The organism is Streptomyces sp. NPDC058637 (assembly GCF_042717325.1).
In the GTDB taxonomy this organism is placed as follows: Bacteria; Actinomycetota; Actinomycetes; order Streptomycetales; family Streptomycetaceae; genus Streptomyces.
Genome location: NZ_JBHXRD010000017.1, coordinates 136,761 through 157,188, shown reverse-complemented (window position 1 = coordinate 157,188; position 20,428 = coordinate 136,761). Strand labels below are relative to the sequence as shown.

The 20,428-nt window shown below is 71.7% G+C and carries 20 protein-coding genes; 14 read left to right on the top strand and 6 right to left on the bottom strand.

Annotated elements, in window-relative coordinates; all coding sequences use genetic code 11:
• Positions 1 to 253 precede the first annotated feature (253 nt).
• The 4 genes from ACFWVP_RS19285 to ACFWVP_RS19270 form a co-directional block, all read right to left on the bottom strand.
• Complete coding sequence (locus ACFWVP_RS19285) at positions 254 to 712, bottom strand: MaoC family dehydratase (RefSeq protein ID WP_384498095.1); 459 nt, start codon at positions 710 to 712, stop codon at positions 254 to 256.
• 33 nt (positions 713 to 745) lie between these two features.
• On the bottom strand, positions 746 to 2,089 hold the full coding sequence (locus ACFWVP_RS19280) for an MFS transporter (protein ID WP_384498093.1): 1,344 nt from the start codon (positions 2,087 to 2,089) through the stop codon (positions 746 to 748).
• Positions 2,090 to 2,220: 131 nt separating this feature from the next.
• Positions 2,221 to 3,447, bottom strand: coding sequence for an acetyl-CoA C-acetyltransferase (locus ACFWVP_RS19275; RefSeq protein ID WP_384498091.1), 1,227 nt, complete (start codon positions 3,445 to 3,447; stop codon positions 2,221 to 2,223).
• A gap of 106 nt (positions 3,448 to 3,553) precedes the next feature.
• The gene (locus tag ACFWVP_RS19270) at positions 3,554 to 4,450 is read right to left on the bottom strand and encodes a LysR family transcriptional regulator (protein ID WP_384498089.1); all 897 of its coding nucleotides are present in this window, start codon (positions 4,448 to 4,450) and stop codon (positions 3,554 to 3,556) included.
• Between the two features lie 155 nt (positions 4,451 to 4,605).
• On the opposite strand from ACFWVP_RS19270, the gene ACFWVP_RS19265 reads away from it, so the two are divergent.
• From ACFWVP_RS19265 to ACFWVP_RS19250, 4 genes are all read left to right on the top strand, one after another.
• Entirely contained in the window at positions 4,606 to 5,523 is a 918-nt protein-coding gene (locus ACFWVP_RS19265; protein ID WP_384498103.1) for a CoA transferase subunit A, read from the top strand.
• A 56-nt stretch (positions 5,524 to 5,579) separates the two neighbouring features.
• A complete protein-coding gene (locus tag ACFWVP_RS19260; protein ID WP_384498087.1) occupies positions 5,580 to 6,368 on the top strand; it encodes a CoA-transferase subunit beta in 789 nt (262 codons plus the stop codon).
• A gap of 104 nt (positions 6,369 to 6,472) precedes the next feature.
• On the top strand, positions 6,473 to 8,014 hold the full coding sequence (locus ACFWVP_RS19255; RefSeq protein ID WP_384498085.1) for a 3-hydroxyacyl-CoA dehydrogenase: 1,542 nt from the start codon (positions 6,473 to 6,475) through the stop codon (positions 8,012 to 8,014).
• 129 nt (positions 8,015 to 8,143) lie between these two features.
• Positions 8,144 to 8,569 carry a VOC family protein gene (locus ACFWVP_RS19250; protein WP_384498083.1) on the top strand — a complete coding sequence of 142 codons (426 nt, stop codon included), beginning with the start codon at positions 8,144 to 8,146 and terminating at the stop codon, positions 8,567 to 8,569.
• Here ACFWVP_RS19250 and ACFWVP_RS19245 read toward each other — a convergent pair.
• Both ACFWVP_RS19245 and ACFWVP_RS19240 read right to left on the bottom strand, forming a co-directional pair.
• Positions 8,479 to 9,267 carry a DUF6597 domain-containing transcriptional factor gene (locus ACFWVP_RS19245; protein ID WP_384498081.1) on the bottom strand — a complete coding sequence of 263 codons (789 nt, stop codon included), beginning with the start codon at positions 9,265 to 9,267 and terminating at the stop codon, positions 8,479 to 8,481. The genes ACFWVP_RS19250 and ACFWVP_RS19245 overlap by 91 nt on opposite strands.
• 28 nt (positions 9,268 to 9,295) lie before the next feature.
• Positions 9,296 to 10,534: a YihY/virulence factor BrkB family protein gene (locus ACFWVP_RS19240; RefSeq protein ID WP_384498080.1), complete on the bottom strand. Its 1,239-nt coding sequence runs from the start codon at positions 10,532 to 10,534 to the stop codon at positions 9,296 to 9,298.
• Positions 10,535 to 10,551: 17 nt separating this feature from the next.
• On the opposite strand from ACFWVP_RS19240, the gene ACFWVP_RS19235 reads away from it, so the two are divergent.
• From ACFWVP_RS19235 to ACFWVP_RS19190, 10 genes are all read left to right on the top strand, one after another.
• A complete protein-coding gene (locus tag ACFWVP_RS19235; protein ID WP_384498078.1) occupies positions 10,552 to 12,189 on the top strand; it encodes an acyl-CoA dehydrogenase family protein in 1,638 nt (545 codons plus the stop codon).
• Positions 12,190 to 12,456: 267 nt separating this feature from the next.
• Positions 12,457 to 13,749: a GAF domain-containing protein gene (locus ACFWVP_RS19230; RefSeq protein ID WP_384498076.1), complete on the top strand. Its 1,293-nt coding sequence runs from the start codon at positions 12,457 to 12,459 to the stop codon at positions 13,747 to 13,749.
• A gap of 47 nt (positions 13,750 to 13,796) precedes the next feature.
• Positions 13,797 to 14,489 (top strand): GNAT family N-acetyltransferase, encoded by a 693-nt coding sequence (locus ACFWVP_RS19225; protein WP_384498074.1) that lies wholly within the window; start codon positions 13,797 to 13,799, stop codon positions 14,487 to 14,489.
• A gap of 123 nt (positions 14,490 to 14,612) precedes the next feature.
• Positions 14,613 to 14,699 carry a putative leader peptide gene (locus tag ACFWVP_RS19220; RefSeq protein WP_384498101.1) on the top strand — a complete coding sequence of 29 codons (87 nt, stop codon included), beginning with the start codon at positions 14,613 to 14,615 and terminating at the stop codon, positions 14,697 to 14,699.
• Between the two features lie 114 nt (positions 14,700 to 14,813).
• A complete protein-coding gene (locus ACFWVP_RS19215) occupies positions 14,814 to 16,511 on the top strand; it encodes a nitrite/sulfite reductase (RefSeq protein ID WP_384498072.1) in 1,698 nt (565 codons plus the stop codon).
• Positions 16,508 to 16,687, top strand: a complete 180-nt coding sequence (locus ACFWVP_RS19210; RefSeq protein WP_384498070.1) for a hypothetical protein — start codon at positions 16,508 to 16,510, stop codon at positions 16,685 to 16,687. Before ACFWVP_RS19215 ends, ACFWVP_RS19210 begins: the two co-directional genes overlap by 4 nt.
• Positions 16,684 to 17,400, top strand: coding sequence for a phosphoadenylyl-sulfate reductase (locus ACFWVP_RS19205; protein WP_384498069.1), 717 nt, complete (start codon positions 16,684 to 16,686; stop codon positions 17,398 to 17,400). The genes ACFWVP_RS19210 and ACFWVP_RS19205 overlap by 4 nt, the downstream gene beginning before the upstream one ends.
• On the top strand, positions 17,400 to 17,969 hold the full coding sequence (gene cysC, locus ACFWVP_RS19200; protein WP_384498067.1) for an adenylyl-sulfate kinase: 570 nt from the start codon (positions 17,400 to 17,402) through the stop codon (positions 17,967 to 17,969). The genes ACFWVP_RS19205 and cysC overlap by 1 nt, the downstream gene beginning before the upstream one ends.
• Positions 17,966 to 18,901 (top strand): sulfate adenylyltransferase subunit CysD, encoded by a 936-nt coding sequence (gene cysD / locus ACFWVP_RS19195; RefSeq protein ID WP_384498066.1) that lies wholly within the window; start codon positions 17,966 to 17,968, stop codon positions 18,899 to 18,901. The genes cysC and cysD overlap by 4 nt, the downstream gene beginning before the upstream one ends.
• Before the next feature lies 1 nt (position 18,902).
• Entirely contained in the window at positions 18,903 to 20,249 is a 1,347-nt protein-coding gene (locus ACFWVP_RS19190) for a sulfate adenylyltransferase subunit 1 (protein WP_384498065.1), read from the top strand.
• Positions 20,250 to 20,428 lie beyond the last annotated feature (179 nt).

Here is a 20,428-nt window from a genome sequence, read left to right as displayed (position 1 = left end):
CGCGGTCCCCCAAAACCGCCGCCTACACGGCCCCGGGCCGCCGGGCACCCCCTAACGCCGCGGGGCGCCCCTCTCTCCGCGTGCGGAAGACCCCTACGGGCGGGACAGGCCCGCGCGGTCCAGGTACGCCGCGATCCCGGCCGTCTCCACCGCGTCCAGCCGCCGCGTCGGCCTCCGTCGCCCCGCACGCCGTCCGCGGCCGCCAGGGACACGAGCGCGTCAGGGACACGAGTGCGTCAGGGACACGAGCGTGTCAGGGATAGAAGTGCGTCAGCGACTCCGCGACACAGGCCGGCTTCTGCGAACCTTCGAGCTCGAAGGTGAACGCCCGGGTCATCCGCACCCCGCCCCGCGCGACCTCCGTGACCCCGGTGACGGCCGCGTGCAGGCGTACGCGGCTGCCGACGGGGACGGGCGCCGGATACCTGACCCGGTCGACCCCGTAGTTGAGCGCGCGTCCCACACCGCTGACCTGGAGCAGTTCGCCGAACATCGGGATGCCCCAGCTCAGGACCATGTAGCCGTGGGCGATGGTGCGTCCGTACGGGCCGTTCGCGGCGCGTTCGACGTCGGTGTGGATCCACTGGTGGTCCCCGGAGACGTGCGCGTACGTGTCGATGAGCTCCTGGGTGATCTCCTTCCAGCCGGAGTGCCCGAGGTCGCGTCCGCCGAGGGTGAGGATCTCCGGGATGCCGTGCACGGTCAGGGGCATGGGGCGGTGCTCCGTTTCTGCTCGCGGGCGGGGTCAGACGGTGACGGGGGCGGTGCGCGGGGCGGTGACCGGCTCGGCGGCCAGCTCGTCGTGGTTGGGGCGCTTGAGCAGCAGGAGCATGCAGCCCAGGGTGAGTGCCACCTGGAAGACGGCGTACGCGATGACGGCGGTGATCGAGCCCGTCCGGTTGAGCAGGAACTGGCCGATGATCGGGGTCGTCCCGCCGAGCAGGGTGCCGCACAGCTGGTAGCAGAGCGAGATGCCGGTGTAGCGCAGATGGGCGGGGAAGCGGCTGGCGAGCATGCCGGCGAGGGCCGCGTAGTAGAGGCAGTGCGGGATGGTGGCGACGGCGACACCGAGCATCGCGAGGCCGTAGTCGCCGGTGCTGATGAGGATGAACATCACCGGCATCAGGATCAGCTCGGGCACCAGCATCAAGGTCACCGCGCGGGACCAGCTCCTCATCCGGGTGGCGATGACGGCGCCGAAGGGCTGGACGAGGATCTGGGTGATGTTGGCGACGAGGATGATCGTCAGGAACGAGCTGCGGTCGAAGTCGAGTGACGTGGTGGCCCAGGACAGGGCGAACGTCGACTTGAAGTACGTCGCCGACAGGCCGATCGTGCAGGCGCCGATACCGAGGACGATCAGCATGGGGTGGCTGCGCAGGACCTCGGTCAGCGGGAGCTTGACGACTTCCTTCTTCTCGATGAGCTTGGCCATGGCCGGGGACTCGGAGACCTTCAGCCGGACCAGGAGCCCCACGATGACGAGGGCGGCCGAGGCGAGGAAGGGCACCCGCCAGCCCCAGGAGACGAACGCCTCGTCGGGCAGCTGGCTGATGGCGAGGAAGCTCAGGGTGGAGAGGGTGTTGCCGACGGGTGAGCCCTGCTGGGCGAACGCCCCGTACAGCACCGACTTGCCCTTGGGGGCGTGCTCGGAGGCGATCAGGACGGAGCCGCCCCACTCCCCGCCGAGGCCGATGCCCTGGATCATGCGGATGCAGACCAGCAGGATCGGGGCCGCGATGCCGATGGAGGCGTAGCCCGGGAGCATACCGATCGCGGTGGTGGAGATGCCCATCATCAGCAGCGTGATGACGAGGGTCTTCTTGCGGCCGAGACGGTCGCCGTAGTGGCCGAAGATGATGCCGCCGATCGGGCGGGCGAGGAAGCCGACCCAGAAGGTGGCGAAGGCGACCAGGGTGCCTATGGGGCCTTCGAGTTCGGGGAAGAAGACCTTGTCGAAGACGAGCGCCGCCGCGGTTCCGTAGATGTAGAAGTCGAACCACTCGATGGTGGAGCCGATGAAGGCTCCGAACCCGGCACGGTTGGCGGCTTTCGTCTTCTCGCGTGCGGTTGCGGTGGACGCACTCATGGGTGGCTCCCGGAAACATGGTTGATCAAGCGGATGAGGGCATGGCGGACCGAGGCGTCGCCCGGGACGCGGAGGGTCACGCCGGGAAGGGGAGGGGACGGAACAGGGGGACGGGGGTGACGTGGGGAGGGTCAGGCGGTGACGCGTTCGAAGACCGCGGCGAGGCCCTGGCCCCCGCCGATGCACATGGTCTCCAGGCCGTAGCGGGCCTCGCTGCGGTGCATCTCGCGGCTGAGCGTGGCGAGGATGCGGGCACCGGTCGCGCCGACGGGGTGGCCGAGCGAGACCCCGGATCCGTTGACGTTGATCCGCTGCTCATGGTCCCTCTCGCCGAGGCCCAGTTCCCGGGTGCAGGCCAGGACCTGGGCGGCGAAGGCCTCGTTGATCTCGATCAGGTCGAGGTCGGCGAGGGTGAGCCCGGCCCGGCCGAGGGCCGCGTGGGTGGCGGGTACGGGGCCGAGGCCCATGGTGGCGGCGGGGACGCCGGCCCGGGCGAAGGAGACGAGCCGGACGAGCGGGGTGAGTCCGAGCCGTTCGGCGGTGGCGGCGCCGGTGACGAGGCAGGCGGCGGCCGCGTCGTTCTGACCGCTGGCGTTGCCCGCGGTGACGGTCGCCTCCGGATCGGACTTGCCCATGATGGGGCGCAGCGCGGCGAGTTGCTCGGCGGTCGTGTCGGGGCGGGGGTGCTCGTCGGCGGTGACGACCGTCTCGCCCTTGCGGGTGCGGACGGTGACGGGGACGGTCTCCGCCGCGTAGCGCCCCTCCCGCACGGCACGGGCGGCGCGGGCCTGCGAGCGCAGGGCGAGGGCGTCCTGGTCGGCGCGGCTGACGGAGTAGGCGCGGCGCAGGTTCTCCGCGGTCTCGATCATGCCGCCGGGCACGGGGTGGTTGACGCCGCCCGCGGTGACCCGGCCACGGGCCAGCGAGTCGTGGAGCTGCAGGCCGGGGCCCTTGATGCCCCATCGGCCGTCGTGCGTGTAGTAGGGGGCGGCGCTCATGACGTCGACGCCGCCCGCGATGACGACGTCACTGAATCCGGCCCTGATCTGCATGGCCGCGTCGAGGACGGCCTGGAGGCCGGAGCCGCAGCGCCGGTCGATCTGGATGCCGGTGACGGAGTCGGGGAGTCCGGCGTCCAGGGCGGCGACACGGCCGATGGCCGGGGCCTCGGATGTGGGGTAGGCGTGTCCGAGGATCACCTCGTCGACCCGGCCGGGGTCGATTCCCGTGCGGGCGACGACCTCGGCGATGACGCGTGCGGCGAGCGCGGCGGGCGTCTGCTGGGCGAAGGCTCCGCCGAAACGCCCGATGGGGGTGCGCAGCGGTTCGCAGATGACGACATCGATCTGGTCGGGCACGGGGGACACCTTTCGGCGGTTCGGGTGTGTGGGGTGACCTTCGCACTCGATGACTGAGTCGGTCCAATATCGAGTTCACCGGTCTTCAAGACGCTGCGCGTCTCAATCAGGCTCCGGGGGTGGGCAGGGCCTCCTCGGCGACCGCGAGTACCGCGCCAAGGGCCGGGGAGGGGTTGTCCGTACGCCAGGCCAGCGCGGCCTGCCGCCGGATGGGCGGGCCCGCGAGGGGCCGGTAGACCAGCCCGTTCTGCTGGATGTGGCGGACGGAGGAGACGGTGAGCGTGACGCCGACGCCGGCGGCGACGAGGGCCAGGATCGTGTACGAGTCGGGGGCCTCCTGCACCACGCGCGGATTGAAACCGGTGGCCTCGCAGGCGTCCACCATCGCGTCGCGCACGGTGGATCCGGCGTTGGCGGGGAAGGAGACGAAGGGTTCGTCGGCGAGGATCCCGATCGGAATGCTCTCCAGTGTGGCCAGCCGGTGGTCGGAGGGCAGCGCGCACAGCAGCTCCTCCTCGTCGATCACCCGGTGGGCCACGCCCGGCTGGGTCACGGGGAGCCGGACGAACCCCAGGTCGAGGGAGCCGTCGGCGACCCGGGACAGGGCGACGTTGGCGTACGTCTGCCCTTTCATGACCAGCTCCAGCGCGGGGTGCGCCGCCCGGACGGCCCGGGTCAGCTGGGGCAGCGTCTCGTGGCTGGAGGCACCGGCGAAGCCGATCGTGACCCGGCCGTACTCCCCGCGTCCGGCGGCCTTGGCGGCCCGTACCGCCGTGTCGAGGTCCTCCAGGACCGTCCGTACGGGTTCGAGGAAGGACTCCCCCGCGCTCGTGAGCCGCACCGAGCGGGTGTTGCGTTCGAAGAGCTGGACGCCGAGCTCCTTCTCCAGCTGCCTGATCTGCTGGCTGAGCGGCGGCTGTGCCATCTGCAGCCGCTTGGCGGCGCGGCCGAAGTGCAGTTCCTCGGCCACTGCGGTGAACGCGGCCAGATGACGCAGTTCCATACGACGGTCCATTCATTAGTCAGCGGTCTGGATGCGACCTTAATTTGGTATTGGACAGCAATCAATGGCCGCTGACACGGTGGTGCGGACCAGCACACACCTCGCCGAGGAGCACCGTGGAACGGACGGATACGGCCGACGGGCCCAGCAAAGTCATGTCGATGCGGGAGGCCGTCGCGGCCTTCGTGCACGACGGCGCCACCGTCAGCCTGGAGGGCTTCACCCATCTCGTCCCGACCGCCGCCGGGCACGAGATCATCCGCCAGGGGCGCCGCGACCTCACGGTCGTCCGGATGACCGCGGACATCGTGGTGGACCAGATGCTCGCGGCGGGCTGCGTCTCGCGGCTGGTCTCCTCCTTCGTGGGCAACTCCTCGGCCGGTTCGCTCGGTGAGCTCCGGCGCAGGATCGAGCGCGCGGACCCTGAGCCGCTCGCCTTCGAGGAGTACAGCCACTACGGCATGGTCTGCCGCTACCTCGCCGGATCGCAGCGGCTGCCGTTCTATCCGCTGCGCAGCTACGGCGGCAGCGATCTGCCGTCCGTCAACAGCGCCCTGCGCAAGGTGACGTCGCCCTATCCGGGCCCGGACGGCGAGCCGGAGCAGATCTACGTCGTACCGCCGGTGAACCCGGATGTGACGATCATCCACGCGCAGCGGGCCGACCGCCGGGGCAACACCCAGATCTGGGGGCTCACGGGCATCCAGGCGGAGGCGGTGTACGCCGCGGACAAGGCGATCGTCGTGGTGGAGGAGATCGTCGGGGACGAGGTGGTCCGCTCGGACCCCAACCGCACGCTGGTCCCCTCCCACGCCGTCGACGCCGTCGTGGTGTGCCCGCGCGGCGCGCACCCGTCCTTCGCCCAGGGCTACTACGACCGCGACAACGACTTCTACCGGGCCTGGTCGCACATCAGCAAGGACCCGGAGCGGCTGCGGGCCTGGCTGGCGGAGTGGGTGTACGGAACGGCCGACCACGCCGAGTACGTCGCCAGGCAGGGCGAGGACTTCTGGGCGGGCCTCGCGGTGGGCGAGGCGCTGAGCGAGCCGGTGAACTACGGACGGCGGCTGTGAGCGCGGGCCGCGGAGCGACGGACCCCGAAATCACCGACCACGACGAGGAGCGGGCCATGACGACCACCACCACCACCGACCGGCCGGACGCCGTCACGTCCTCGGAGCTGCTGTCCGTCGTCGCCTCCCGGGAACTGGCCGCGCGCCGCACGGTGTTCGCCGGAATCGGGCTGCCGACGCTCGCCACCGAGCTGGCCCATCTGACGGTCGCCCCGCAGATCGAGGTGGTGTACGAGTCCGGGGTCTGCGGCGCGCACCCCTCGCACCTGCCGGAGACCATCGCCGACGCCGTGCTCATCTCCGGCGCGGAGGCCGTGCTGTCCATGCCGGCGCTGTTCGGCTGTGTGCTGCAGGGCGGCCACATCGACGTGGGCTTCCTGGGCGCCGCGCAGATCGACCGGTGGGGCAATCTGAACACCTCCGTGATCGGCGACTGGGAGAGCCCTCAGGTGCGGCTGCCCGGATCGGGCGGCGGTATCGAGGTGATGGCCAACTCCCGTGAGGTATTCGTGGTGATGCGCCGTCATAATCCGCGCTCCTTCACGGAGTCGCTGGACTTCTGCACGACTCCGGGCCCGGACCGCGCGCTCGCGGAGGGCATCCGGCCGCTGGGTGTCGGCGTCACCCGGGTCATCACGGAGCTGGGCATCCTGGCCCGCGCGGGCGTCGGCGAGGAGCTGCGGCTGATCGCCGTGCACCCGGGTGTCACGGTCGAGCAGGTCCGGGAGGCGACCGGCTGGGACCTGGAGGTGGCTGACGAGGTCGGGACCGTACCGCCACCGACCGCCGCGGAGCTCCGGCTCCTGCGGGAGGACGTCGACCCCGGCCGCGTCTATCTTCGCTGAGGACACCCCCGGTCCCGGAGAGCGGTCAGCCGGTCCGGAGAGCAGTCCACCGATCCCGGAGAGCCACTCCGCCGATCCCCACCCCCGAGAGGACCGTAACTGCCATGCGTATCAGGATCGTCGGAGCCGGAGCCATGGGCCGCGGTATCGCCCAGTGGGCGGCGGCCGGCGGACACACCGTCGAGCTGTGCGACGTCCGGCCGGAGGCGGTGACAGTGGCCGTCGGCTTCGTACGGTCCATGCTGGAGCGCGCGGTCGACAAGGGGCGGATGTCCGCCGGGGACCGGGACGCGGCCCTGGAGCGGCTGGTCCCGCTCAAGGACCCGTGGGCGCCGGGACCGGACGTCGAGTTGGTCGTCGAGGCCGTGCGGGAGGACCTGGACACCAAGGCGGAGGTGTTCGGGAAGCTGGAGCAGGTGCTGCCGGCCTCCGCGGTCTTCGCGACCAACACCTCGTCCCTGTCGGTGACCGCGATCGCGGCCACGCTGGCGGACCCGGCGCGGCTGGCGGGGCTGCACTTCTTCAACCCCGTACCGCTGATGAGGATCGTCGAGGTCGTGCCGGGTGCCGCGACGCGTCCGGAGATCCCGCCGGCGCTCACCGCGCTGGTCGAGAGCTGCGGCCACCGCGCGGTCACGGTCGCCGACACCCCGGGCTTCCTGGTCAACCACGCCGGACGCGGTCTGGTGACGGAGGCGCTGGCCCTGCTGGAGGAGTCGGTGACCGACCCCGCCGGCATCGACCGCATCGCCCGGGACGTGCTGGGGCTGCGGATGGGCCCGTTCGAGCTGATGGACCTCACCGGGCTCGACGTGACGGCGGCGGTGATCGATTCCATCTGGCAGGGCTTCCGCCACGAGGACCGGCTCCGTCCCTCGTACCTGACCCCGAACCGGGTGACCGCGGGACTGCACGGGCGCAAGACCGGGCGGGGCTGGTTCGCGTACGGCGCCGAGGACCCGTCACCGGCGGCCGAACCCGCGGTGACCGGCGACGCGGACCGGCCGCTGTTCGTGGCCGGCCCCGAGGTGCCCGGCTCCGCCGCGCTGCGCGAGGCCCTGGCCGCCGCGGGGGCCTGTGTCGAGACCGGCGCCGAGCCGTCGGCCGGCGCGATCGTGCTGGTGCCGGTCTGGGGGACCACCGTGGCTGCGGCCGTGGCCTCGCTGCGGCTGCCCGCCGGGCGCACCTTCGGTGTGGACCCGCTGCCCGCGGCGGGGCGCCGCCGGGTGCTCGCGGTGACACCCGCCGCGGACCCGGCCGCCGCGCGGGACGCCCGCGCGGTGCTGGCCCGCGCGGCGGACGGCGAGGAGCCGTACGCCGTGTCCGTGGTCCGGGACACGGCGGGCTCGGTGGCACAGCGGCTGCTCTCGTCGGTGGTGTCCGTGGCCGCGTCGATCGCGGAGCGCTCGCTCGCCACCCCGGCGGACATCGATCTGGCGGTGACGACCGGACTCGGCTACCCGGTGGGGCCGCTGGCCTGGGGTGACCGCATCGGCGCCGCCCGGATGCTGGAGCTGCAGCGCGCCCTGCACGCCACGACCGGCGACCCGCGCCACCGCCCGACCCGCTGGCTGACGGAACGGGCCCAGCTGGGCCTGGAACTGACGGACCCGGGCACCTCGCCGGAGGCGTGCGTGGGCCTGTGAGACGGGGTGCGGCGGGCGGCCCCGACCGCCGCCCGCCGCGCCCGTATCCGTACTCGCACCCGCACCCGCACCCGCACAGATGACCGTTCCGTACAAGACAGCGCGGATCCGCCCGCCTAGGTTCGGACCATGACTCCACGACTCGACGCGATCTCCGTGACCACCGCCGACCTGGCCGCCTCGCTCGCCTTCTACCGCAGGCTCGGACTCGACATCCCGGCGGGCGCCGAATCCGCACCCCATGTCGAGGTGACCCTCCCGGGCGGGCAGCGGCTGCTGTGGGACACCGAGGACGTCGTCCGTTCCTTCGACCCCGGCTGGACCCCGGCGGCGAAGGGCGGCGAGCGGCTCGGCCTCGCGTTCCTCTGCGACGGCCCGGCGGAGGTCGACTCGGTGTACGCGGAGCTGACCGCTGCCGGTCACGAGGGCCACCTCGAACCCTGGGACGCCGTCTGGGGGCAGCGTTACGCGGTCGTCCTGGACCCCGACGGCTGCGCGGTGTCACTCTTCGCACCGAGCGCACCCGGCGCACCGGACGCACCCGGCGCCTCCTGACCCAGTCCGGCCAGATAGCCGCCGAGCGTCGTACCGGTCAGGTCCCGCACCTCACGGGCCAGGTGGGCCTGATCGGTGCAGCCCGCGGCGTGCGCGGCCTCGGCGTAGGGCGTCCCGGCCCGTACGAGTGCCAGGGCCCGTTGCAGCCGCAGGATCCTGGCCAGCGTCTTGGGCCCGTAGCCGAACGCGGTCAAGGAGCGGCGATGCAGCTGGCGGGCGCCGAGACCGGCGGCGCGGGCGGTGGCGGCGACGGAGTGCCCCCGCTCCAGCCGGGCGGCGACAGACACCATGAGCGGGTCCGGCGGGTCCGTGCCGGCCGCCCTGCTCCGGACGACGCCCTCCAGCGCCGCGGCCGGGTCGCCGGCCTCCGCGATCCGTTCGGTGAGCCTGCGGACCTCCGCACCCCGCCAGACCGTGTCGAGGGTGACCCGCCGGTCGCGGAGTTCGCACGCCGGTACGCCGAGGAGCGCGGGCGCCGTACCGGGGGCGAACCGGATGCCCGCGCGGAGCCCGTCGCCGGTGTCCGTCACCCGGACGGCGTGGGTGTCCGGTCCCGCGACGAGCAGCCGGCCGGCCGTCCAGACCAGATCCATGCAGCCGTCGGGCAGCACCGGCCGCTCGGGGCCGCGTGGCCCGTGCCAGGTCCAGACGAGCGCACCGCTCCAGGCGGTCGCCCGCTCGGTGTACCGCCCGCTCATGACCGCGAGGCCGGGGTGCGTCGCACGGCTACCGGCCTTCCTGGTCCCCGGTGGTCCTCCCGGATATCCCGAGGTCCTTGGTGTCCTTCGCGTCCCGTGCGTCCTTCGCGTCCCGTGCGTCCCTCGTGTCCCGGGGATCCTTCGTGTTCTTCGTGTTCTGACCCGCGTGCAGCCGGGACTTCACATCGTCCGGGGGCAGGAAACGCGACCAGCGCTCCGGGAACTCGGACGGCATGCAGACGTCCTCCTCGTCGTCCGCGTAGGCCTCCCAGTGCGCGGTCTGGGCCCGGGCGACGAGTTCGGCGGCCTGCGCAGCGCGCGCCCGGTCCGTGGCCGCGCGTGCCGCGGCCGTGGCCAGGGACGGCCACACATGGTCGATCGCGGCGTTCACCGCGGCGCCGACGAGTACGGCGAAGGCGGAGATGCCTATCCAGAGCAGGACGGCGATGGGTGCGGCCAACGAACCGTAGATCGTGGGGCCTTCGACCGTGCTGGTGAGGTAGATCCGCAGCAGGAAGCTGCCCATCACCCACATCGCGAGTGCCACGAGCGCCCCGGGGACGTCCTCCAGCCACGGCGAACGGACGGGCACGGACACGTGGTAGAGCGTCGTCAGGAACGCGATGGACAGCAGTATGACCAACGGCCAGTACAGGACGGCGAGAACCTCGGTGCCCCACGGGACGAACTCCACCACCCGGTCGGGGCCGACCACCAGCAGCGGCAGGACCACCGCTCCCAGCAGCAGCGCGACCACGTACAGCAGGAAGGCGAGCAGCCGGGTCCTGACGATGCCGCGGTGCCCGTCGAGCCCGTACATCACTGTGATGGTGTCGATGAAGACGTTCACCGCGCGCGACCCCGACCAGAGGGCGATCGCGAAGCCGATGGAGATGACGTCGGGGCGCGCGCCGTTGGTGACGTCGTCCATCAGCGGCCGGGCGATGTCGTTGACGCCCCGCTCGGACAGCACCGTCTGCACGGCGCCCAGGATGTTGCGCTCGATGGAGGCGACCGTGGTGGTGGCCGTCCAGTCGTCGACGTAACCGAGCAGGCCGATCAGGCCGAGCAGCAGCGGGGGCAGGGACAGCAGCGTGAAGAACGCCGCCTCGGCGGCGAGGCCGAGGATGCGGTACTCGATGCACGAGTTGACCGTGTCCTTGAGCAACTGCCACACCATCTGGCGCTTGGACACGTTGCGGTAGAGGACTCGAGCCCGGTGGAGCCGACCCGGTGGGCGCTCGGGTGTTTCGTTTGCTGCCTGCACCTCCTTACCGTATCGGCATGGCAGCAACCACCCACACAGTGACCAACCAGGTTCCGCCGCTGGTCGGCTATGACGTCTTCGCCGCCGACCGCGCCCTTTCGGAGGCCGTCGAGCGGCATCTGGAGCCCGGAATCCTCTCCGCGGCGCGGAAGGAACTCGGGGCACTCGGCCTCTCCGCGGGCTCCGCGCAGGCCCAGACGTGGGGCGCGCAGGCGAACGAGAACCCGCCGAAGCTGCGTACCCACGACCGGTACGGGAACCGCATCGACGAAGTGGAGTTCCATCCGGCCTGGCACCGGCTGCTGGGGCACGCGGTCGGGGCGGGCCTGACCGACGCCTGGGGCAGGCCGGGCGGGCATGTCCGGCGGGCGGCCGGTTTCCTGGTCTGGACGCAGGCCGAGGCGGGCCACGGCTGCCCGCTGTCGATGACCCACGCGGCCGTCCCGGCGCTGCGGACCGATCCGGCGCTGGCCGCCGAGTGGGAGCCGCTGCTGACCTCGCACGTGTACGAGGAGGGGCTGCGGCCCGCCACGGCGAAGACCGGTGTGCTCTTCGGGATGGGCATGACGGAGAAGCAGGGCGGCACCGATGTGCGTGCCAACACCACACGGGCCGAGGCGCTCGCCGCCGACGGTGAGTATCTGCTCACCGGCCACAAGTGGTTCTGCTCGGCGCCCATGTCCGACGGGTTCCTGGTGCTGGCGCAGGCGCCGGGCGGGCTGAGCTGCTTCCTCGTGCCGCGTGTCCTGCCGGACGGCGTCCGTAACGTGTTCGCGGTCCAGCGGCTCAAGGACAAGCTGGGCAACAGGTCCAACGCCTCCGCCGAGGTCGAGTTCGACGGGACCTGGGCCCGCCGCGTCGGCGAGGAGGGGCGCGGGGTGCGCACCATCATCGAGATGGTGGCGGCGACCCGGCTGGACTGCGTGGTCGGTTCGGCGGCCCTGATGCGGCAGGCGGTGGCGCAGGCGATCCATCACACCGCGTACCGCGGCGCGTTCGGCGGGCTGCTGATCGAGAAGCCGCTGATGCGCAACGTCCTGGCCGACCTGGCTCTGGAATCGGAGGCGGCGACGACGCTCGCGCTGCGACTGGCCGCCGCCTACGACGCGGACACGGAGGCGGAGCGCGCCTTCCTGCGGATCGCGGTCCCGACCGCGAAGTACTGGGTGACGAAGCGGTGCGGCGCGGTGGTCGGCGAGGCCCTGGAATGCCTCGGCGGCAACGGGTACGTGGAGGAGTCCGGGATGCCCCGGCTGCTCCGCGAGGCCCCGCTCAACTCCATCTGGGAGGGCTCGGGCAACGTACAGGCGCTCGACGTGCTGCGGGCCCTGCGGCGTGAGCCGCGGGCGCTCGACGCGTTCCTGCGGGAGGTGGGGAAGGCGCGTGGCGCCGATCACCGGCTCGACGCGGCGATCAAGGACCTGCTGACCGAGCTGGCGGATCTGGACGCGGTCGAGGCGCGGGCCCGGCGGCTGGTGGAGCGGATGGCGCTCGTGCTGCAGGGCTCGCTGCTGCTGCGCTGGGCGCCGCCCGAGGTCGCGGACGCGTTCTGCGCCTCACGGCTGGGCGGGGACTGGGGTTCTGCCTTCGGGACGCTGCCGCACAGCCTGGACCTGGCCTCGGTCGTGGAGCGGGCGCGGGCCCGGGAGCGGTAGTTCGCCGGCGGGGAAACGACGGAGGGTGGTGCTGCGCCGACACGGCACCACCCTCCACGCTTCTGCACCACCGCGCGGCGGGGTCGAGGACTCCGCGTACGGTGTCCGGACATTCTCGTACGGTCCACGCCCCGTCACCAGAGTTGCAAAGGGTTGCAACCATTGTGTGGACTGCCGGATAGCGGGACCCTCGGCACGGGAGGATGGGTCTTATGGGTCCGGTACCCCGTTCCGGGTCGGGCCCACGTTCCATTGGGGGAATCCGTCATGGAAACAAGCCCCGTCGCGGCGCCGCGACCGGCGGCCGACCCGTATGCGGCTGTGACGACGCGCCTGGTCCACCGGGCCCGGGAGGCCAGGCTCGCGGGTGAGCGCACGACGGCCGGACCGCGCGCGGAGATCGACGCGTCCTGGGACCGGGTGCTGCGCAGCGGTGTCGATCCCGAGCGGTCGGCGCAGAGCAGGCTGCTGGCGACGGCCGAGATCGAGCACCGGCGAAGGAGCACACCCCTCGGCGAGGTGATGCCGCTGCTGCGGGACGGGCTGGCCGGCATCGCGGACGCGGTGCGCCAGATCATGGTCGTCACCGACGACGAGGGCCGGGTGCTGTGGCGCCAGGGCAATACGGCCGTGATGCACCGGGCCAAGGACATCTGCCTGGAGGAGGGTGCCGCCTGGTCGGAGTCGGCGACGGGCACGAACGCCATCGGTACCGCGCTCGCCATCCGTGCCCCCATCCAGGTCCACTCGGCCGAGCACTTCGTCCGCTCCCTGCACAGCTGGACCTGCGCGGCGGCGCCGGTGCGCGATCCGCGCGACGGGCGGCTGATCGGTGTCCTCGACATGAGCGGTCCGGCGTCCACCTTCCATCCCACGACGCTGGCCCTGGTCGGCTCGGTGGCCGCGCTGGCGGAGGGCGAGCTGCGGAACCGGCACCTGACGGCGATCGAGCGGCTGAGGTCGGTGGCGGCCCCGATCCTGTGCCGGCTGGGTGGCCGGGCCCTGGTGGTGGACAGCCACGGCTGGCTGGCCGCGGTCAGCGGGATGCCGCCCGTGGACCGGCTGCCGCTGCCGAAGGCGATGCGGCCGGGGCGGGTGTGGCTGGCGTCGCTCGGGATGTGCCGGGTGGAGCCGCTGCCGGGCGGCTGGCTGGTGCAGGTGGCGGACGGTTCACCGGACGGACCGCCCCGGCGGGTGGTGCTCGACCTGAGCCGCGAGCGGAGGCTCACGGTCCATGTGGCGGGGCCGGTGGACACCGTCTCGCGGCGGCTCTCGCCGCGTCACGCGGAGCTGCTGTACGCGCTGGCCCTGCATCGCGAGGGGCGGACCGCGGCGGAGCTGGCCCAGGACCTCTTCGGCGACCCGACCAGGACGGTGACGGTGCGGGCCGAGATCTCGCGGATACGGCGCCATCTCGCGGAGGTGCTCGCGCACCGCCCGTACCGCTTCGGCGAGGACGTGGAGGTGGAGGTGATCCACCCGGAACTGCCGGCCGACCTGCTGCCCCGCTCGACGGCTCCGGTGGTGCTCAGGGCACGTACGTCGGTGAGCCCGGCGTGAGCCCGCCCGGGTTGGGCGGCGGGCGGGCGGCATGATTCTCTGGCGCCATGAGCAACCCCCTGCACCCCTCCGGTCCCCCTCATCCGGCCGCTCCGGCCGCTCCCGAGCCCGCCGGTGCCGCCTCCGGGGACCTGGTCCCCGGGGCTGCCGCTTCCGGGGCTCCCACCTCGGAGGTGACGATCTGGTCCCTGGAGCAGACGTCGCCCGCCGATCTGCGCGCCGCGTCCGCTCCTCCGGCCGGGGTGCGGATCGTACGGTCCGGTACGCCGCTGCCCGAGTTCAGCCGGTTCCTCTACGCCGCGGTCGGCGGCGATGTCGGCTGGACCGACCGGCTCGGTCTGACGTACACCCAGTGGCAGGAGATCCTGGAGCGGCCGGGCGGCGAGACCTGGGTGGCGTACGAGCACGGGACGCCCGCCGGATTCATCGAGCTCGACTCGCAGGAGGGCGGCGTGGTCGAGATCGCCTACTTCGGGCTGATCCCGGCCTTCCGTGGCCGCCGGATCGGCGGCCATCTGCTGTCGTACGGCGTGGCGCGCGCCTGGGACCTCGCCGAGCGTCATCCCGGGCGGATGCCCACCGAGCGGGTGTGGGTGCACACCTGCTCCGACGACGGCCCGCACGCCATGGACAACTACCTGCGCCGCGGTTTCCGGCTCTTCGACACGCGGACCGAGCGGGAGCCGGAGACGGTCCACCCGGGCCCCTGGCCCGGTGCCTACGGTGAGCCCTCGTACTGACGAAAGGGCCCTGTCGGCGCTCCGGACGTGACAGACACCACAACGTCTCACATTTCGGGACCATCTCGTCCACATAATGGATCGTGGTGGACTCGCCCAAGATTCGCGTGACACGCTTCCGTCATGTCTGGAACTGGAATTGCCTTGGTGAGTCGGCGGCATGTCGACCTCGGCCGCATGTCCAGCGCCATCTGTCCGGCCCGCCGATAGACCCCGGCACCGCCGCGAAACCAGATCTCCCGCACCACCCCTGCGCACCGCCGCGCCTCACGCGAGTGTGCAGTTCAAAGCCGCCCTCCTGCAGTCCCGAAGGACGTATTTGCCATGGCCGCCAACCCTGAACAGCCTGCTACCGCCACGGCCCGCCGTAAGGCCGGCCGGCACCGTGGCGAAGGTCAGTGGGCCATGGGTCACTTCACCCCCCTCAACGGGAACGAGCAGTTCAAGAAGGACGACGACAGTCTCAACGTGCGGACACGCATCGAGACGATCTACTCCAAGCGCGGATTCGACTCCATCGACCCCAACGACTTGCGTGGACGTATGCGCTGGTGGGGCCTCTACACGCAGCGCCGGGCCGGCATCGACGGCGGCAAGACCGCGGTGCTGGAGCCCGAGGAGCTCGAGGACTCGTACTTCATGCTGCGGGTGCGCATCGACGGCGGAAGGCTGACGACCGCGCAGCTGCGGGTGATCGGTGAGATCTCCGAGCAGTACGCGCGGGGCACCGCCGACATCACCGACCGGCAGAACGTCCAGATGCACTGGATCCGCATCGAGGACGTCCCGGCGATCTGGGAGAAGCTGGAGGCCGTCGGGCTCTCCACGACCGAGGCGTGCGGCGACTGCCCGCGTGTGATCATCGGTTCGCCCGTGGCGGGCATCGCCGCGGACGAGATCATCGACGGCACGCCGGCGGTGGACGAGATCCACGAGCGATACATCGGCAGCCCCGAGTTCTCCAACCTGCCGCGCAAGTTCAAGACGGCGATCTCGGGCTCCCCCGTCCAGGACGTGGTCCACGAGATCAACGACATCGCCTTCGTGGGCGTCGACCACCCCGAGCACGGCCCCGGTTTCGACGTCTGGGTCGGCGGCGGTCTGTCGACGAACCCGCGGCTGGCCGAACGCCTGGGCACCTGGGTCCCGCTGGACGAGGTCCCCGACGTGTGGGCCGGTGTGGTCGGCATCTTCCGCGACTACGGCTACCGCAGGCTCCGTACCCGCGCCCGTCTGAAGTTCCTGATGGCCGACTGGGGTCCCGCCAAGTTCCGCCAGGTGCTGGAGGAGGAGTACCTCGAGCGCCCGCTGCTGGACGGCCCCGCCCCCGCCGAGCCCTCCTCCCGCTGGCGCGACCACATCGGCGTCCACGAGCAGCAGGACGGCCGCTTCTACGTGGGCTTCGCACCGCGCGTCGGCCGGGTGGACGGCTCCACCCTGGCCAAGATCGCGGAACTGGCCGAGGCGCACGGCTCCGGCCGCGTACGCACCACCGTCGAGCAGAAGATGATCATCCTCGACGTGGAGGCCGACCAGGTCGAGTCCCTGTCCGCCGGCCTGGAGGCCCTGGACTTCCAGGTGAAGCCGTCCACGTTCCGGCGCGGCACGATGGCCTGCACCGGCATCGAGTTCTGCAAGCTGGCGATCGTCGAGACGAAGGCGCGCGGAGCCGCGCTGATCGACGAACTGGAGCGCCGCCTGCCGGACTTCGAGGAACCCCTCACCATCAACATCAACGGCTGCCCCAACGCCTGCGCCCGCATCCAGACCGCGGACATCGGTCTCAAGGGACAGCTGATGCTGGACGCCGAGGGCAACCAGGTCGAGGGCTACCAGGTGCACCTCGGTGGTGCGCTCGGCCTGGAGGCCGGCTTCGGCCGCAAGGTCCGCGGCCTGAAGGTCACCTCCGCCGAACTCCCCGACTACGTCGAGCGGGTGCTGGGCCGGTTCCAGGAGGAGCGCGAGGACGACGAGCGCTTCGCCACCTGGGCGGCCCGTGCGAGCGCGGAGTCCCTGTCATGAGCGAGCGGGCCGCGCCGTTCCACTGCCCCTACTGCGGCGACGAGGACCTGCGTCCGCACGAGACCGGGCACGGCGCCTGGGAATGTGCTTCCTGCAACCGCGCGTTCCAGCTGAAGTTCCTGGGTCTGCTGGCCCACGGACTCCGGCGCGACGACGTGGAAGGGGAAGGGACATGACGGACACGCTGCGAGCGGGCGAGCTCACCGACGAGGCCCTGAGGGAACTGGCCGAGCGGGCGGGGCGCGAGCTGGAGGACGCCCCCGCGCTCGACATCCTGAAGTGGGCGACCGACACCTTCGGTCCGAGGTTCTGCGTCACCTCCTCCATGGAGGACGCGGTCGTCGCGCACCTCGCCGCCCGTGTCGCCCCGGGTGTGGACGTGGTCTTCCTCGACACCGGCTACCACTTCGAGGAGACGATCGGCACCCGGGACGCGGTGGACGCGGTGATGGACGTCAACGTCATCACGCTGACCCCGCGCCGGACGGTGGCCGAACAGGACGCCGAGCACGGGCCGAAGCTGCACGACCGCGACCCCGACCTGTGCTGCGCGCTGCGCAAGGTCAAGCCGCTGGAGGAGGGCCTGACCGCGTACGGCGCCTGGGCGACCGGCCTGCGCCGCGACGAGTCCCCGACCCGGGCGAACACCCCGGTGGTCGGCTGGGACGAGAAGCGCCGCAAGGTCAAGGTCTCCCCGATCGCCCGCTGGACCCAGGACGACGTGGACGCGTACGTCGCCGAACACGGCGTACTGACCAACCCGCTGCTGATGGACGGTTACACCTCCGTCGGCTGCGCGCCCTGCACCCGTCGGGTGCTGGAGGGCGAGGACGCACGGGCCGGACGCTGGGCCGGGCGCGGGAAGACCGAATGCGGACTGCACGGCTGATGACGACTGATCAGGAGATATCGATGAGCGTGACGGAGACGGGGGCGACCGTCTGGCTCACCGGTCTGCCGAGCGCGGGCAAGACCACCATCGCCTACGAACTGGCGGGCCGGCTGCGGGGCGAGGGCCACCGGGTCGAGGTCCTGGACGGCGACGAGATCCGGGAGTTCCTCTCCGCGGGCCTCGGCTTCTCCCGCGAGGACCGGCACACCAACGTGGCCCGGATCGGCTTCGTCGCCGGGCTGCTGGCCGCCAACGGCGTGAAGGTGCTCGTGCCGGTCATCGCGCCCTACGCCGACAGCCGTGACGCGGTGCGCAAGCGGCATCTGGCCGAGGGCACCGCGTATCTGGAGGTGCATGTCGCGACCCCCGTCGAGGTGTGTTCCGTACGCGATGTGAAGGGGCTGTACGCCAAGCAGGCGGCGGGCGAGATCAGTGGTCTCACCGGGGTCGACGACCCCTACGAGGCACCCGAGTCGCCGGATCTGCGGATCGAATCGCACCAGCAGACCGTGCAGGAGTCCGCAGCGGCGCTCAACGCGCTGCTCATCGAAAGGGGCCTGGCGTGAGCACCGTCGCCACCGTGCCGGAAGGCACCGTCCACCCGTACGCGCTCAGCCACCTCGACTCCCTGGAGTCCGAGGCGGTGCACATCTTCCGTGAGGTCGCGGGAGAGTTCGAACGGCCGGTGATCCTGTTCTCCGGCGGCAAGGACTCGATCCTGATGCTCCACCTGGCGCTGAAGGCGTTCGCGCCGGCGCCGATACCCTTCACGCTGCTGCACGTCGACACCGGGCACAACTTCCCCGAGGTCCTCGAATACCGCGACCGGACGGTGAAGGAGCACGGGCTGCGCCTGCACGTCGCCTCCGTCCAGGAGTACATCGACGCGGGCAAGCTCCGCGAGCGCCCCGACGGCACCCGCAACCCGCTGCAGACGGTCCCGCTCACCGAGGCCATCCAGCAGCACCGCTTCGACGCGGTGTTCGGCGGCGGCCGGCGCGACGAGGAGAAGGCGCGGGCCAAGGAGCGCGTCTTCTCGCTGCGCGACGAGTTCTCCCAGTGGGACCCCCGCCGCCAGCGCCCCGAGCTGTGGCAGCTCTACAACGGCCGGCACGCCCCGGGCGAGCACGTCCGCGTCTTCCCGATCTCCAACTGGACCGAGCTGGACGTCTGGCAGTACATCGAGCGTGAGGGCATCAGGCTCCCGGAGATCTACTTCGCCCACGAGCGCGAGGTCTTCAACCGCTCCGGCATGTGGCTCACCGCGGGCGAATGGGGCGGCCCCAAGGACCACGAGAAGGTCGAGACCCGTCAGGTCCGCTACCGCACGGTCGGTGACATGTCCTGCACCGGTGCCGTCGACTCCGACGCCACCACGCTGGACGACGTGATCACCGAGATCGCCGCCTCCCGGCTCACCGAGCGGGGCGCCACCCGGGCCGACGACAAGATGTCCGAGGCCGCGATGGAAGACCGCAAGCGCGAGGGGTACTTCTAAGATGACCACCACGATCGAGCAGCTGTCCACCACCACCCTGCTGCGGTTCGCCACGGCCGGGTCGGTCGACGACGGCAAGTCCACCCTCGTCGGACGTCTCCTGCACGACTCCAAGTCGGTCCTCACCGACCAGCTGGAAGCCGTCGCGCTGGCCTCCGCCAACCGTGGCCAGGAGGCGCCGGACCTGGCGCTGCTGACCGACGGGCTGCGGGCCGAGCGCGAGCAGGGCATCACCATCGACGTGGCCTACCGCTACTTCGCCACGCCCCGCCGCCGGTTCATCCTGGCCGACACCCCGGGCCATGTGCAGTACACCCGTAACATGGTCACCGGCGCCTCCACCGCCGAGCTCGCCGTCGTCCTGGTCGACGCCCGCAACGGCGTCGTCGAGCAGACCCGCAGGCACGTCGCCGTCGCCGCGCTCCTGCGCGTCCCGCACGTCGTGCTCGCCGTGAACAAGATGGACCTCGTGGAGTACGCGGAGCCCGTCTTCGCCGAAATCGCCGAGGAGTTCACCGCGTACGCCGCCTCGCTGGGCGTCCCCGAGATCACCGCGATCCCGATCTCGGCGCTGGTCGGCGACAACGTCGTGGAGCCGTCCGAGCACATGGACTGGTACGGCGGCCCGACGGTGCTGGAGCACCTGGAGTCCGTGCCGGTCAGCCACGACCTGACCGACTCCCCGGCACGCTTCCCCATCCAGTACGTGATCCGCCCGCAGACCACCGAGCACCCCGACTACCGGGGTTACGCCGGGCAGATCGCCTCCGGCGTGCTGCGGGTCGGCGAGAGCGTCACGGTGCTGCCCTCGGGCCGTACGTCGACGATCGCCGGGATCGACTCGCTGGGTGAGAGCGTCGACATCGCCTGGGCACCGCAGTCCGTGACGCTGCGCCTCGCCGACGATCTGGACATCTCACGCGGTGACCTGATCGCGCCCGCCGCCGACGCCCCGGACACCACCCGGGACGTCGAGGCGACCGTCTGCCACGTCGCCGACAGGCCGCTCACCGTGGGCCAGCGGGTGCTGCTCAAGCACACCACCCGCACGGTCAAGGCGATCGTGAAGGACATCCCCTCGCGGCTCACGCTGGACGACCTGTCCCAGCACCCCGCGCCGGGGCAGCTCGTCGCCAACGACATCGGCCGCGTCGTGGTCCGTACCGCCGAGCCGATCGCGCTCGACGCCTACGCGGCCTCCCGGGGCACCGGTTCGTTCCTGCTGATCGACCCGGCCGACGGTACGACCCTGACGGCCGGCATGGCGGGCGCCTCGTTCGCCGCCGTCACGGCCGAGGACACCGCGACGGCCGGCACGGCCGCCGAGGACGCGGAGTGGGACTTCTGATGGGTACCGACTTCTTCTCGACCTTCGCGAAAGAGGGCGGCCGTGTCGGCAGCGGCGCCCTCGGCAGCGGCCAGGGCGGGGTCGGGCGATGTGCGTGATGACGTACGCGCACCGCCTGCGCGCCCGCTCGCACCAACCGCACCACCAGTTGAGACGAAGACCTGCCGACCACCCGGCCG

Coding starts and splice junctions, on each gene's coding strand:
- ACFWVP_RS19285 (WP_384498095.1), bottom strand. CDS start 712: ATGCCCCTGACCGTGCACGGCATCCCGGAGATCCTCACCCTCGGCGGA.
- ACFWVP_RS19280 (WP_384498093.1), bottom strand. CDS start 2,089: ATGAGTGCGTCCACCGCAACCGCACGCGAGAAGACGAAAGCCGCCAAC.
- ACFWVP_RS19270 (WP_384498089.1), bottom strand. CDS start 4,450: ATGGAACTGCGTCATCTGGCCGCGTTCACCGCAGTGGCCGAGGAACTG.
- ACFWVP_RS19265 (WP_384498103.1), top strand. CDS start 4,606: ATGTCGATGCGGGAGGCCGTCGCGGCCTTCGTGCACGACGGCGCCACC.
- ACFWVP_RS19260 (WP_384498087.1), top strand. CDS start 5,580: ATGACGACCACCACCACCACCGACCGGCCGGACGCCGTCACGTCCTCG.
- ACFWVP_RS19255 (WP_384498085.1), top strand. CDS start 6,473: ATGCGTATCAGGATCGTCGGAGCCGGAGCCATGGGCCGCGGTATCGCC.
- ACFWVP_RS19250 (WP_384498083.1), top strand. CDS start 8,144: ATGACTCCACGACTCGACGCGATCTCCGTGACCACCGCCGACCTGGCC.
- ACFWVP_RS19245 (WP_384498081.1), bottom strand. CDS start 9,267: ATGAGCGGGCGGTACACCGAGCGGGCGACCGCCTGGAGCGGTGCGCTC.
- ACFWVP_RS19235 (WP_384498078.1), top strand. CDS start 10,552: ATGGCAGCAACCACCCACACAGTGACCAACCAGGTTCCGCCGCTGGTC.
- ACFWVP_RS19230 (WP_384498076.1), top strand. CDS start 12,457: ATGGAAACAAGCCCCGTCGCGGCGCCGCGACCGGCGGCCGACCCGTAT.
- ACFWVP_RS19225 (WP_384498074.1), top strand. CDS start 13,797: ATGAGCAACCCCCTGCACCCCTCCGGTCCCCCTCATCCGGCCGCTCCG.
- ACFWVP_RS19220 (WP_384498101.1), top strand. CDS start 14,613: ATGTCTGGAACTGGAATTGCCTTGGTGAGTCGGCGGCATGTCGACCTC.
- ACFWVP_RS19215 (WP_384498072.1), top strand. CDS start 14,814: ATGGCCGCCAACCCTGAACAGCCTGCTACCGCCACGGCCCGCCGTAAG.
- ACFWVP_RS19210 (WP_384498070.1), top strand. CDS start 16,508: ATGAGCGAGCGGGCCGCGCCGTTCCACTGCCCCTACTGCGGCGACGAG.
- ACFWVP_RS19205 (WP_384498069.1), top strand. CDS start 16,684: ATGACGGACACGCTGCGAGCGGGCGAGCTCACCGACGAGGCCCTGAGG.
- cysC (WP_384498067.1), top strand. CDS start 17,400: ATGACGACTGATCAGGAGATATCGATGAGCGTGACGGAGACGGGGGCG.
- ACFWVP_RS19190 (WP_384498065.1), top strand. CDS start 18,903: ATGACCACCACGATCGAGCAGCTGTCCACCACCACCCTGCTGCGGTTC.